The organism is Stenotrophomonas acidaminiphila (assembly GCA_002951995.1).
Taxonomy (GTDB): Bacteria; Pseudomonadota; Gammaproteobacteria; order Xanthomonadales; family Xanthomonadaceae; genus Stenotrophomonas; species Stenotrophomonas acidaminiphila_A.
This window is the reverse complement of record CP019797.1, coordinates 3,171,897-3,185,353: the sequence shown is the minus strand read 5'-3', so window position 1 is coordinate 3,185,353 and position 13,457 is coordinate 3,171,897. Positions and strand designations below refer to the sequence as shown.

The following is a 13,457-nucleotide window of genomic DNA, read 5'->3' as shown; positions in this document are numbered from 1 at the left end:
GGCATGGCCTGGCAGTGTCACCGGCGGCCGGTGGTCGCCGGGTGAACGTGGCGGACATGTCGCGCGGCGCCGCGATGCGGGACAATCCCGGAATCCCCAACACTCACGGTGCCCCATGGCTGGAGCCGGCCTGTTCGCCCTGCTCGACGATATCGCGACCCTGCTCGACGACGTTTCCATCCTCACCAAGGTCGCGGCCAAGAAGACCGCCGGCGTGCTTGGCGACGACCTGGCGCTCAATGCGCAGCAGGTCACCGGGGTCAGCGCCGTGCGCGAGCTGCCGGTGGTCTGGGCGGTGGCCAAGGGCTCGCTGCTCAACAAGGCGATCCTGGTGCCGGCGGCGCTGGCGATCAGCGCATGGCTGCCGTGGGCGATCACGCCGCTGATGATGCTCGGTGGTGCCTTCCTCTGTTACGAGGGTGTGGAAAAGCTGGCGCACAAGTTCCTGCACGGCAAGGAAGACGCGCAACGCCACACCGAGCGCATCCAGGCGCTGGCCGATGCCGAGGTGGACATGGTCGCCTGGGAAAAGGACAAGGTGCGCGGCGCGATCCGCACCGATTTCATCCTCTCGGCCGAGATCATCGTGCTGTCGCTGGGCGTGGTGGCGCACGTGCCGTTCCTGCAGCGGGTGCTGGTGCTGGCGGCCATCGCCCTGGCGATGACGGTGTTCGTCTACGGACTGGTCGCAGGCATCGTCAAGCTCGACGACATCGGCCTGTGGCTGCTGCGTCGCGGCCGTGCCGCCGCCGCGCTGGGCCGCGGCATCCTGCGCGCCATGCCGTGGCTGATGCGCGGCCTGTCGATCGCCGGCACCGCGGCGATGTTCCTGGTGGGCGGCGGCATCCTCGTGCACGCGATACCGGCACTGCACCACTTGGTGGTGGGCTGGATTCCGTCACCGTCCTGGGAGATCGCGGCCAACGCGCTGGGCAGCGTGGTGGTCGGCATCCTGGTTGGCGCGCTGGTGCTGGCGGCGGTGACCGGGGTGCAACGCCTGCGGAGCGGCAAGTCGGCGCATTGAGCCTCACATATCCCGCCAGATGAGGATGCCGCAGGGCGCCGTCTCGATGGCGCTTCTCAGGTGCGTGACGTCGTGCTTGCCTCAAGCATCTGCAACACCATCCTGCGCGTGGCCGAGCGGGCGTGGCGGAATGCGTGCAGCAGGCGCCGTTCGACCGGATCGTCGACCAGTTCGGCATCGGCGGCGGGCGTCCAGTCCTCGTGCAGCGAGGGCTCGCCGCGGCCCGTTGCCAGCCATTCGTACGAGACGTCCGTTGCCAGCGCGATGGCGATCAGGCGCGTACTGCTGGGCGAAATCCCGGTAACGCTTTCCCAGTTGCCGACCGCACTGCGGCTGACCCGCAGTTCCGCGGCCAGTTCGCCCTGCGTCATCTTCTTCCGCTGTCGCGCCATGCGGATTCTTATTCCCAGGCTTCCCGCCATTTCACTCCTTCCCCCTACAGGAACGTGGTCATTATAGGCACGACCGGGATGGGGTCGCCTGATCAAGGCTCACGCCTGATTCCGCGATGGCATGTCGCCACGTCAAATAGGCATGCCATTGATACTGTCGCATCTGGTCATTAAGGCTGACAGCTGTCTCATATGTGCTGTCGTGTCTGGTTCATGAAGCGGTTGTGTCATCAGATGTGGCATGTATCGGGGCTTGCCGCATCTCCGTGGATGGGAAAGAGTCATTCTCGTCCGATGACGACGCATGGGGATGCAATGTCGCAACCGTTGTTCCGCGATGAAGTGCTCAAGGCTCGCCGCACCAGCTGGCTGGGTGGCATTTCGCTGGCGCAACCGCTGCGACTTTGGGTACTGACCGGGCTGGCAGTAATGGCCGCATCCGCCATCGTGCTGTTCGTCACCTTGGGGACTTACACCCGCCGTTCCACCGTCACGGGTCAATTGGTGCCAACGCAGGGGTTGGCGACCGTAGTGGCGCCTGCCAGTGGCGTCGTGACGCGTATGGAGGTTCCGGAGGGGGGCAGGTCGCCGCCGGCGGGACACTGGCCTTGGTCACCGTACCGCGCGCCACCCAAGGCAGCGGCGACACCCTGGCGGCCCTGGAACAACGCCTGCAGCAACGTCAGGACGGTCTGCTCGCTACGCAACAGGCCCAGCACGCACAGTTGCAGGCGCAGGCGCAGGGCATCGCCAGTCAACTGGCGAATGCGCAGCGCGAACTGGCGCAGGTGGAGGCAGAAGTAGTCACCCGCCAGCAGCAGATCCGTATCGCCAGCGAAACCCTCGATCGCCTGCGCCGGCTCGAGGGCGGGCAGTACGTCAGCGTGCTGCAGATCAAACAGCAGGAAGCGCTGGTGCTGGACTACACCGGCCAGATGCAGACTCTGCAGCGGCAAGCGATCGGCACCCGCCGGCTGATGGCGCAACTGCAGCAGGCACAGCGCGAACTGCCCGGCCAGCATCAGGCCAGCGACGCCGGCTACCAGCGCGATCTGGCCCAGCTGGAACAGGAACGGGTGCAGACGCAAGCCAGTGGTGCGCTGCTGGTGAAGGCGCCGGTAACTGGTGTGGTCGCCACGCAGATCGTCAAGCCGGGGCAGGCGGTACAGGCCGGACAACCGTTGCTGAGCCTGCTGCCCGGTGACGGAAAGCTGGAAGCCGAACTGCTGGTGCCCAGCCGTGCCATCGGCTTCATCGCCCCCGGCGACACCGTGCTGCTGCGCTACCAGGCGTTTCCGTACCAGAAATTCGGCCACCAGGAGGGGCGGGTGGCGCGCATCAGCCGCAGCGCATTGAGCAGTGGCGAGTTGGGGGCATTGATCGGCAATGCCCAGCAGGGCGAACCGTATTACCGCATTACCGTGGCGCTGGCGCAGCAGGCCATCACTGCCTATGGCAAGCCCGAGCCGCTCAAGCCCGGCATGCTGCTGGACGCCGATGTGATGGGGGAGCGGCGTCGGCTGATCGAATGGATTTTTGAGCCGTTGTATTCGCTGAAAGGGAAAGTCGGCAATGGCTGATCTTCTTCGCAGGTAATGGATTGCCGGTGTATCCCGGCCCCGTGGCGCAGGGGGTCTGTGTCGCATACGTTGGAGATTGAGGATATGCGCGATTTGATGTCTGAGGAGGTTTCGTTTGTTGATGGCGCTGCTTCGCAATGCGATGCGGATGGTGGTGATGTTTTGATATTGGCGGGCTGTCAATTGCAACGGGCTTGGGGTTTGCCGCTGGTGGCGTTGCGGGGTTTGCGGGATTGATGGGTATGTTGGCTTTCCAGAAGTCTTTGATGGATAAGCAGGCCGCATGCGAAGCTAATCTAAAATAGGTCTGACGGGCGCCAAAGTCTATTTGGCGCCCTTTGTTGGTCCTGATGGTTGATTTGGAGAATAAATATGGGAAGGCTCGTATTGATGATATTTTCTTTCTTTGTTTTTGTTGTTGCATTTTTCAGGATTGGTGGGCGGGTTAATGCAGAGGCATTTATTTCTATGGGGGCTGGAATTTTTCTTTGTTTGATGTTGTTCAGTTTTATGGATTTAAGGAGGCGCAAGGGAAGGTGATTTCCTGGGCATGCCCTGGATTTTGTGCAAGCAGGCGGTGGGCTTGAAATTGCCGGATCTGCGGCAGGACGGATCAAGGCTTGCTATTACGCATTGATAGGGCATGAAGGTTGAAACAAATCCTCCAATCCGAGTCCGCCGAATGCGGCTTGGCCTCTCTGGCAATGGCTGCTTCCGCCCACGGCCTCCATATCGGTTTGCCGCAGCTGCGCCGCCGCTTCCCGCTATCGCTCAAGGGCGCCAAGCTTTCGCATCTGATCCAGATCGCCCAGCAACTGGGCTTCTCCACCCGTCCGCTGCGACTGGATATGGAGGATCTGGGCAAGCTGAAACTGCCCTGCATCCTGCATTGGGATCTGAACCACTTCGTGGTGCTGGCCAAAGTCGGCCGCAGCAAGGTCACGATTCTCGACCCGGCCATCGGCGAGCGGGTGTTGTCGCTGGCCGAGGTTTCCGAACATTTCACCGGCGTGGCGCTGGAACTGTCGCCGAGCACGGGGTTCAAGCCGCAGAAGGCGGTGCCAGCGATCACCGCGCGACAGTTGACCGGCCCGATGCGGGGTCTGTGGGGCGCGCTGGGGCAGATCCTGCTGCTGTCGGTGGCCTTGCAGGTGTTCGTGGTCTTGGCACCGTTCTTCATGCAGTGGGTGGTGGACCAGGTGCTGGTGTCGGCCGACCGCGACCTGCTTACCGTACTGGGGTTGGGCTTCGGCCTGGCGTTGCTGCTGCAGATTGGCATCGGCCTGCTGCGCGGCGTGGCGGTGGTGCATCTGTCGTCGCGCCTGGGGCTGCAGTGGATGGGCAATGTGTTCGCGCATCTGCTCAAGCTGCCGCTGGACTTCTTCGAGAAGCGCCACTTGGGCGACGTGACGTCGCGCCTGTCGTCGGTGCAGGCCATCCAGCGCACGCTGACCACCAGCTTCGTAGAAGCCCTGATTGACGGTCTGATGGCCGTGGTCACTTTGGGGCTGATGCTGGTCTACAGCTGGAAGCTGGCGTTGGTGACGCTGCTGGCGGTGGCCTTGTATGCCGGCATTCGTGCGCTGGCCTACCGTCCGCTGCGCGAAGGAACCGAGCAGCAGCTTGTGGCTGCAGCGAAGCAGCAGACCCACCTGCTGGAATCGCTGCGTGGCATGCAGAGCGTGAAGGTCGCCGGCGAGGAATCGCGGCGGCGCAGCACCTACGACAACCTGATGGTGGAGACCGTCAACAAGGAAGTGCGACTGGCCCACCTCGGGCTGGGCTTCAACGGCGCCAGCCAGCTGGTGTTCGGCATCGAGCGCATTGCGGTGATCTGGATCGGCGCGGTGCTGGCGCTGGGCAATGTGTTCTCGGTGGGCATGTTGATCGCCTACCTGGCCTACAAGGACCAGTTCGCGGGGCGCATGAGCGCGCTGATCGACAAGTGGGTGGAGTTCCGCATGCTGCGCCTGCACGGCGAGCGCCTGGCCGATATCGTGCTGACGCCGCCGGAGGACGACCATGCTGTGCCGGAGGCGCTGCCGCCACAGGACGTGCGCATCGAGGTGCGCAACCTGTCCTTCCGCTATGCCGAGGGCGAGCCGTGGGTGCTGCGTGACTGCAGTTTCAGTATCGCGCCGGGCGAGTCGGTGGCGATCATCGGTGCGTCCGGGTGCGGCAAGACCACGCTGGTCAAGCTGCTGCTGGGCCTGCTCAAGCCCAGCGAAGGCAGCGTTCACGTCGGCGGCCACGACCTGCACAAGCTCGGCGCGCGCAACGTGCGCGCCATCGTCGGCGCGGTGATGCAGGACGATCAACTGTTCGCCGGCAGCATTGCCGACAACATCGGCTTCTTCGACCCCGAGTTCGATCTTGAGCGGGTCGAGCAGGCGGCGCGGCTGGCGGCGGTGCACGACGATATCGCCGCGATGCCGATGGGCTACCACGGCCTGATCGGCGACATGGGCAGCTCGCTCTCGGGTGGGCAGAAGCAGCGCATCATCCTGGCGCGCGCGCTGTACCGGCAGCCGAAGCTGCTGTTCCTGGACGAGGCGACCAGCCACCTGGACGTGGGCAACGAGCAGTTGGTGAATGCGGCGATCCGGCGGCTGGACGTCACACGCGTGATCGTCGCCCATCGCCCGGAAACCATCGCCAGCGCTGATCGCGTGCTGGTGATGGAGCAGGGAAGGATCGTGCAGGAGCTGCGTCCGCAGGCTCCGCGGAGCGCGGAGGCGGTGGAAGCCGAAGCAGTAGCGATGCCGGTGTAGCAGGGCGCATCCGTGCATGAAGATGACGATGCCTCATATACACATGCCTGCCCGCAATGGTGGCGGCCGGATTGCGATGCGTGCGCATGCCGTTGGGGCAGGCGAGGGACGACCTGGGGCGATGCTGTCAGTTTCGACAGTTGCGCGCCCGCGCGCGTTCCGGCTCAAATCGTCAGGTTTGCGGCGCATGCGCGCCTTGCAGTGAATGCCGGCGGTGTACGGGCCGGCGTGTCGTGTCGATCATCAGACAAGGGGAAATGATGCTGAAACTGTCTTCCTGCGCCCTGGGCGTGGCACTTTCGTTTGCGTTGATGCCGGCGGTATACGCCAAGGGCGAGTCGGCGACGCTGCCGCGCGCCGTGACGGCCGGGCCGTGCGTCGAGGGGATCTGCGAGTACCGCCTGCCCAATGGACTGCGGGTGCTGCTGTTCCCGGATGCGAGCAAGCCCACCGTCACCGTCAACCTGGTCTACGGCGTGGGTTCGATGCAGGAGAACTACGGTGAGACCGGCATGGCGCACCTGCTGGAGCATCTGCTGTTCAAGGGCACGCCGACGCATCCGGACATCCCCGGCGAGATGCAGCAGCGCGGGGTGAACAAGAACGCCACCACCTCGCTGGACCGCACCAATTACTTCGCCTCGTTCCCGGCCAACGACGACACGCTGGACTGGCTGTTGGCGCTGGAAGCGGACCGCATGGTCAATTCCAGGGTCGCCAAGGCCGACCTGGACAGCGAGATGACCGTCGTCCGCAACGAGATGGAAGCCGGCGACAACAATCCTGCAGGCGTGCTGATGAAGCGCATGCGTTCGGTCGCCTACGACTGGCACAACTACGCCAACCTACCCATCGGCGCGCGATCGGACGTGGAGAACGTGCCGATCGGCAACCTGCAGGCGTTCTACCGCACCTGGTACCAGCCGGACAACGCGCTGCTGATCGTGGCCGGCCGCATCGACGCCGACACCACGCTGGCGCGCGTGGCCGCGCATTTCGGGCCGCTGAAGAAGCCGGCGCGCGTGCTGCCGGCGTTCCATACCGTCGAGCCGACCCAGGACGGCGAGCGCGAGGTGACGGTGCGCCGCAGCGGCGACCTGTCGCTGGTGGCCACCACCTACCACGTGCCGGCGCTGGTGCAGGCCGACAGCGCGGCGCTGGCGGTGCTGGGCAATGTGCTCGGGCATACGCCCAGCGGGCGCTTGCACAAGGCGCTGGTGGAAACCAAGCTGGCGGCGGGCGCGGGAGCCGGCAGCGGGAGCATGCGCGATCCGGGGCTGTTCAACGTGATCGCGGTGCTGCCCAAGGACGGCGACGCGGCCAAGGCCGAAGCCGAGCTGCTGCGGCAGGCCGAAGCCATCGCGGCCCGGCCGGTGACCGGGGAGGAAGTGGAGGCGGCCAAGCAGCGCATCGCCAACGAGCAGGAAAACCTGCTCAACAACGTCAACGCGGTGGCAATGGCGCTGTCGGAGTACCAAGCGGCCGGCGACTGGCGCCTGCTGTTCGTGCACCGCGACGCCATCGCCAAGGTGACCGCCGCGGACGTCAACCGGGTGGCGGCGGCATACCTGAAGCCGAGCAACCGCACGCTCGGCCGGTTCGTGCCCACCGATGCGCCGGATCGCGCCGAGATTCCCGCCGCGCCGGCGATCGCCAGCGTGGTCGACGGTTACACCGGCCGGGCGGCGGTGGAGGCGGGCGAAACGTTCGAGGCGACGCCGCAGAATATCGCCGCGCGCACGCAGACGTTCACCCTGGGCGAGGGCCTGAAGGTGTCGCTGCTGCCGCGCCGGACGCGCGGGCAGACGGTCACCGTCAACGCCAGTTTCGAGTTCGGCAACGAACAGGCCGTGACCGGGCGCGACACCGCCGCGCAGTGGGTGGGGTCGATGCTGCTGCGCGGCGCGGCGGGGCAGAGCTACGAACAGCTCGTCGCCCGCTTCGACGCGCTCAAGACCGAGGCGTCCATCGGCGGCAACCTGCAGGGCGCGCAGATCCGCCTGAGCGGCAAGCGCGAAACCCTGGCCGAGGCGCTGGCACTGGCCGCGCAGGTGCTGCGCCAGCCGGACTTCCCGCAGGACCAGTTCGAGCAGCTGCGGCTACAGGCCATCACCGGGATCGAGGCGCAGCGCAAGGAGCCGGGCATGCAGGCGTCGATGGCGATGGCGAGGTACTTCGATCCGTGGCCGGCGGGCCATCCGCTGCACGCCGATTCGCTGGACGAGTCCCTGGCCAAACTCAAGGCGTTGAAGCTGGACGACCTGCGCGCCTGGCACCGCGACTTCTACGGGACCGCCAGCGGTCAGATCAGCGTGGTGGGCGACTTCGATCCCGACGCGGTGAAGGCGCAGCTGCAGGAACTGTTCGCCGGCTGGAAGTCGCCGGTGCCTTACGCGCCCATCGCCACCCGCTACCAGCCGCGTGCCGCGCACCGCGAGAGCTTCACCACGCCGGACAAGCCCAACGCGGTGCTGCTGGCGCGGCAGAACCTGTCGCTCAACGTGGCCGACGCCGACATGCCGGCGCTGAGCATCGCCGTGGACATCCTGGGCGGCGATCCGCTTAAGTCGCGCCTGGCCGACCGCATCCGCCAGCGCGAAGGCCTGAGCTACGGCGTGAGCGCCGGCCTGCGCGCGGACGACAGCCGCGTCGGCCGCGACGACAACGGCAGCCTTACCGTGCAGGCCATCGCCGCGCCGCAGAACATGGGCAAGGTCGAGACCGCATTGCGCGAGGAGCTGGCACGGCTGGTGGCCGACGGGGTGACCGCGCAGGAAGTGCGCGATGCGGTGGCCGCGCGCATCGTGCAGCGCGAACAGTCGCGCGCCAGCGATGCCGCGGTGGCCGGCCTGCTGCAGGGCCTGCTCGATTACGACCGCACGATGGCGTTCGTGATCGAGCGCGACGCGGCCTACCAGGCGCTGACGGTCGAGCAGGTCAATGCCGCCATCCGCAAGCACCTCAAGCCGGAGAGCCTGAGCGTGTTCGTGGCCGGCGACTTCAAGTAACGCCGCTTCAGGCAAAGGGATGCCGGGGCGGCCACGTGCCGCCCCGGTCGTATCGATGGAAGCGCGTCCGCGGGGCCGCGGTCCGCGCCGGCGGCAGGGTCAATCGGCGTTGCCGACCCGGTCGCGGCCGGCCTGCTTGGCCGCGTAGAGCGCGCGGTCGGCGCGCTGCAGCAGGGCGTCGGCGGATTCGCCCGGGCGCCATTGCGCGACGCCGGCGCTGAAGCGCACGTGCACGCGCTGGCCCTCGTGCTGGAACGGGCGGTGGGCCAGCGCTTCCTGCAGCCGCCGCAGCTGCGCGTCGGCCTGGTCCTGGGGCATGCCGGGCAGGACCAGCACGAACTCATCGCCGCCGAGGCGGGCGACCTGGCCGTGGCTGCCCAGGCGGGTCTGCGCGGTCGCCACCAGGTGGCGCAGCGCATGGTCGCCACCGGCGTGGCCATGGTCGGCGTTGGTGCGGCTGAAGTGGTCCAGGTCCAGCATCGCGATGCTGAGCAGTGGCTGCGCGCCGCCCATCGCTTCGGCCAGGACGTCCTGCAGGCCCCGCCGGTTCAGCGCGCCGGTCAGCGGGTCGGTGCGCAGCTGGCTGCCGGCTTCCTCCAGTTCGCGCTCGAGCTGCTGCACCCGCTGTTCGGCGGCCAGCGCCTCGGCGCGCGCGCTGGCCAGGCGGTCGCGTGCGCGCAGCGCCTGCGCCTGAACGCGCGCGGTGTCCTGCAGTACGTTCTGCAGCAGCTGGCCCAGGTCGGCCAGGCTGCGCGCCTGGCGCACCGCCACCGCGTAGCTGGCGATGCGGTCGTGGTAATCGCCGGTTTCCGAGGCCATGCCTTCGACCTGCTCGACGAAGTCGACCATCAGGTCCTTCATCGCCGCCTTGGATTCCTCGATGCCCTGGCGCAGCACGCCCTGGCGGTAGATCACCTCGCGCAGGTCGTTGCGGGTGCGTTCCAGCGAAGTGCGGTCCAGCGGCCCGGCCAGCACCTGCCGCACGTTGCCGATCTGGCCATGCAGCCAGCTGCCGCCGTCGATCAGCTCGGCGATGTTGTGCAGCAACAGGTCGAACAGGTTGAGCAGCAGGTCGTGCTGCTCGTGCAGGACATCGTTGCGCACGCCCACCTGGTGGCACAGCTCGCGCAGGTGCTGTTCCACCGGTTCCAGCGACTGCCCGGATTGCCAGCCGCGCAGTTCCTCGCCCATGCGCCGGGCCTGGGTCTCCAGTTCCGGCGCCTGCTGCAGCAGGCTGGACAGCACCGCGCCGAGGGTGTTGCGCAGCATGTCGCGCAGCCGCTCGGCTTCGCTGTTGCCGGCCTGCGCCGGTTCCAGGTCGATGGTGCGGATGTACTTGTCGATCAGCTGGCGCAGCAGGCGGCCGTAGCGTTCCCATTCCTGGCCGTCGTAGGCGCTCTGCAGCAGCCGCCCGAGATCGCCGAGCTCCCCGGGCAGGCTGGACATGCCCTGGGCGAACGCGTGCAGCAGCGCATCGGGCGCGTGGGCGTGGCCGAAGATCCGCTGCAGCGGCGTCGTGCCGTGGCCGTGCGCGGCGGCTTTCGGCGCCGGCGCGGCCGCCGCCGGGGCGCCGGCCATGACCTGGCGGCGTGACAGGATGCGTCCCAGTCCGGCAGGCTTGGAGGGCGGAATGTCGGTGCTGTCGGCCATCGCGAGGCGGTTCCGGACGGGCTGTGCGGACGGGCCGCGGGCGGGGGATCGATGTCCCCCATTATCGGCGAGGCGGATGCCGGCTTGAACCGCCGGGCAGAGGAGGAGCGGGATGCGCGTACTGCTGGCCGGAGCGACCGGCCTGGTGGGGTCTCAGGTGCTGCAGCGGCTGCTGGCCGATACCCGCTGCACGGCGGTGGTGGCACCGGTGCGGCGGCCGTTGCCGCTGCAGCATCCACGGCTGTCCGCCCCGTTGCTGGATTTCGACGTGCTGCCGCTGCAGGCGCCGTGGTGGCAGGCGAATGCGGCGGTCTGCACGCTGGGCTCGACCCTGAAGCAGGCCGGCTCGCGGCAGGCGTTCGCGCGCATCGACCATGGCTACCCGCTGGCCATCGCCCGCGCGGTGAAGATGCACGGCTGCACGGTGTTCGCACTGAATTCGGCGATGGGCGCCAACCCGCGTTCGGCGTTCTTCTACAACCGGGTCAAAGGCGAACTGGAGCGCGACCTGCGCGCACTGGGGTTCGCGTCGCTGGCGCTGGTGCGGCCGGGGTTGATCGGCGGCGCGCGCTCCGAGCCACGCCCGGGCGAGCAGGCGGCGGCGCGGGTGCTGGGTGCGCTGGGGCCGGTACTGCCGCGCGCATGGCGCATCAACCCGGCCGGGCGCATCGCCGCGGCGCTGGTGGAGGCGGCGCTGGCGCCGGCGCCGGGGGTGCGGGTGATCGGCTCGGCGCAGCTGGCATAGCCGCCGCGCGCCGGGAGCGGCCGCGCTCAGGCCGGCAGCGACTGGCCGCCATCCACCGCCAGCACCTGCCCGGTGATCCAGCGGGCGGCGGGCGAGCACAGGAACACCGCGGCCGCCGCCACGTCTTCGGCGGCGCCGAAGCCACCGAACGGGATCCGGTCGCGGACGCTGGCGTACAGCGCCGGTTCGGAGGTGCGGCGCTGGTCCCACAGGCCGCCGGGGAACAGGATCGAGCCGGGGGCGATGGCGTTGACGCGGATGCGCTCGCGCGCCAGCTCGGTGGCCAAGGTGACGGTGTAGTAGTCCAGCGCGGCCTTCGCGGTGGAGTAGGCGGTCGCGCGCGGGGTCGGCACGCGCGCGTTGATCGAGCTGACGTTGAGGATGGCCGGCATCGTGCTGCGCCGCAGGTATGGCAGCGCCAAGCGGTTGCTGCGCACCGCGGCCATCAGGTCGATGTCGAAGCCGGCCTGCCAGCTGGCGTCGTCGTTGCCGTTGCCGAACCCGGAGGCATTGTTGACCACGATGTCGATGCCGCCGAGCGCGGCGGCGGCGGCCTCGATCCAGGCTTCGATCTGTGCCGGGTCGGCCAGGTCGCAGGCGTGCACGTGGACGTGGGCGGCAGTGGCCTGGAGTGCTTCCCGTGTGCGCTGCAGGCCGTCGTCGCCGCGTGCGCACAGGCCCAGGCGCGCGCCGTGCCGCGCGAACGCGGTGGCGATGGCCAGGCCGATGCCACGGCTGCCGCCGGCGATCAGGACGCGGGCATCGCGCAGTGGGTGAACCGTCATCGTGGCGTCTTCCGCGGGAACCGGTGGGTATTGTCGCCGCAAAGGCCGCGGTTCACGGCCAGGTCGTGGCCGGCTGCCCGTTGTCGGGGTGCTGCATGCGCACCACGCAGAAACGGTGGCCGGTCGGCGCTTCCATCACCCACCAGCGCTTGACCAAGCCGATGCGGCGCGCGCCCAGCGCTTCCAGCCGGTCGGCTTCGGCATCGATGTCGTCCGCTTCGATGTCCAGGTGCACGCGCGGGGGATGGCTGACGCGCTGCACTTCCACGTGCAGGCCACCGGGGGCGCCGGCCAGTCCGGCGTACTGCGCGCCGTCGGTGTCGGTCTCGGGGGGCGCGGTGCCAGCCCCAGCGCCGCGCTCCAGAAGCGGGCGGCGGTGCCGGCGTCGGTGTCCTGGCAGTCGATGATGAAGCCGGCCAGGCGGCTGCGATGGGCCATGCGCGTGCTCCTGCGGTGGGAACCGCGAGCTTACGCCCCTGCCATGGGCGGGCGCGTGGCGGCAGTGGCCCGCGCCGGCCCACCGAGCCGCCACGCGGCGCCGCACAGCACGCCATAGACCAGCCATTCGGCCAGCCGTTGCAGCAGCCCGCGCCAGGCCTGCAGTTCGGGCAGGGCCATCAGCACGAACAACAGCAGCCAGGTGGCCGCCAGCCCGGCCCACAGCAGGCGGATGCGGGCCGGCAGTCGTGGCGCGGTGGCCAACAGCAGCAGGCCCAACGCGGTTCCGCTGTAGGTGAGCATGCCCAGCAGGGTGTGCAGTTGCTGGTCGAGACTGCCGGTCGCCGGGCAGCCGGGGTCGCAGGGCGCCAGCGCCGAGCCGATCCAGGCCAGTGGTTCGCACATCAGCAGCCAGTAGCCGAGCCGGCTGGCGCCACGGACCGGCGCCAGCCGCGCGCAGGCCAGCAGCAGCCAGGCGGCGAGCAGGCCCACCGGAACGAAGCCGGCCAGGCTGATCAGCCGCGCATGCGCGCTGCCGCTGGCGCCCAGTTCGCTGATGTACTGGGCCATGTGCGAATAACCGGGCTTGAGCAGCGCGCCGCCGAACAGCATGCCGAGGTAGGCGAGCACCAACAGCGGCACGATCCGGCGCGGGTGGGACATGGCGGTCGCGGGGCGGGTGCCGGAGGCCGGATCAGCGCGCTGCGCTGGCCAGGAACAGCTCGACCTTGCCGCAGGACGGGCAGGCATGCAGGTCGAACGCCTCGCGGTTCACCAGCAGTTCGCCGAGGTTGCCGAGCAGGAACGGCAGCGCCTGGGAGCCCTCGTGGAAGCGCTTGCGTCCGGCGAACACCATCGGCATGCCGGGGCAGCGCAGGCAATCGATCAGGCGCGGCGGCCGGGCCGCCGGATCGGCGTTGTCGGGGCGGAAGTCCGGGTCCGCGCTGCCATCGACGCGGGTGCCGCAGTTCCAGCACTGCTCGAACGTGTCTTCGTTGCTTTCCCTGCAGCGGCTACAGATCCAATGGGTCATGGTCACGCCTGTCCTGTGCGATGCGCGCATC

The 13,457-nt window shown here is 68.3% G+C and carries 9 protein-coding genes and 2 pseudogenes; 5 read left to right on the top strand and 6 right to left on the bottom strand.

All coding sequences use genetic code 11. The features are described 5' to 3' along the window. Nucleotides 1–115: 115 nt before the first annotated feature. A complete protein-coding gene (locus B1L07_14260; protein ID AUZ56056.1) occupies nucleotides 116–1,024 on the top strand; it encodes a hypothetical protein in 909 nt (302 codons plus the stop codon). A gap of 56 nt (nucleotides 1,025–1,080) precedes the next feature. Here the strand turns inward: B1L07_14260 and B1L07_14255 are convergent, their stop codons facing one another. Then, complete coding sequence (locus B1L07_14255) at nucleotides 1,081–1,446, bottom strand: hypothetical protein (protein ID AUZ56055.1); 366 nt, start codon at nucleotides 1,444–1,446, stop codon at nucleotides 1,081–1,083. A gap of 285 nt (nucleotides 1,447–1,731) precedes the next feature. Here B1L07_14255 and B1L07_14250 point away from each other — a divergent pair. The 3 genes and pseudogenes from B1L07_14250 to B1L07_14240 all read left to right on the top strand — a co-directional run bounded on the left by B1L07_14250 (nucleotide 1,732) and on the right by B1L07_14240 (nucleotide 8,775). Then, nucleotides 1,732–2,996 (top strand): annotated as a pseudogene (locus tag B1L07_14250) (hemolysin D). Between the two features lie 650 nt (nucleotides 2,997–3,646). Next, complete coding sequence (locus tag B1L07_14245) at nucleotides 3,647–5,767, top strand: ABC transporter (protein ID AUZ56054.1); 2,121 nt, start codon at nucleotides 3,647–3,649, stop codon at nucleotides 5,765–5,767. 257 nt (nucleotides 5,768–6,024) lie between these two features. Beyond that, entirely contained in the window at nucleotides 6,025–8,775 is a 2,751-nt protein-coding gene (locus B1L07_14240; protein AUZ56053.1) for a peptidase M16, read from the top strand. 99 nt (nucleotides 8,776–8,874) lie between these two features. On the opposite strand, the gene B1L07_14235 is transcribed toward B1L07_14240, so the two are convergent. Further along, entirely contained in the window at nucleotides 8,875–10,425 is a 1,551-nt protein-coding gene (locus tag B1L07_14235) for a GGDEF domain-containing protein (GenBank protein ID AUZ56052.1), read from the bottom strand. 112 nt (nucleotides 10,426–10,537) lie between these two features. On the opposite strand from B1L07_14235, the gene B1L07_14230 reads away from it, so the two are divergent. Further along, nucleotides 10,538–11,170, top strand: coding sequence for an NAD-dependent dehydratase (locus B1L07_14230; GenBank protein ID AUZ56051.1), 633 nt, complete (start codon nucleotides 10,538–10,540; stop codon nucleotides 11,168–11,170). A gap of 26 nt (nucleotides 11,171–11,196) precedes the next feature. Here the strand turns inward: B1L07_14230 and B1L07_14225 are convergent, their stop codons facing one another. The 4 genes and pseudogenes from B1L07_14225 to B1L07_14210 all read right to left on the bottom strand — a co-directional run bounded on the left by B1L07_14225 (nucleotide 11,197) and on the right by B1L07_14210 (nucleotide 13,426). Beyond that, complete coding sequence (locus B1L07_14225; protein AUZ56050.1) at nucleotides 11,197–11,955, bottom strand: 3-oxoacyl-ACP reductase; 759 nt, start codon at nucleotides 11,953–11,955, stop codon at nucleotides 11,197–11,199. A gap of 52 nt (nucleotides 11,956–12,007) precedes the next feature. Further along, nucleotides 12,008–12,393 (bottom strand): annotated as a pseudogene (locus tag B1L07_14220) (glyoxalase). 30 nt (nucleotides 12,394–12,423) lie between these two features. Next, complete coding sequence (locus B1L07_14215; GenBank protein ID AUZ56049.1) at nucleotides 12,424–13,056, bottom strand: hypothetical protein; 633 nt, start codon at nucleotides 13,054–13,056, stop codon at nucleotides 12,424–12,426. Between the two features lie 31 nt (nucleotides 13,057–13,087). Further along, nucleotides 13,088–13,426: a hypothetical protein gene (locus B1L07_14210; GenBank protein ID AUZ56048.1), complete on the bottom strand. Its 339-nt coding sequence runs from the start codon at nucleotides 13,424–13,426 to the stop codon at nucleotides 13,088–13,090. Nucleotides 13,427–13,457 lie beyond the last annotated feature (31 nt).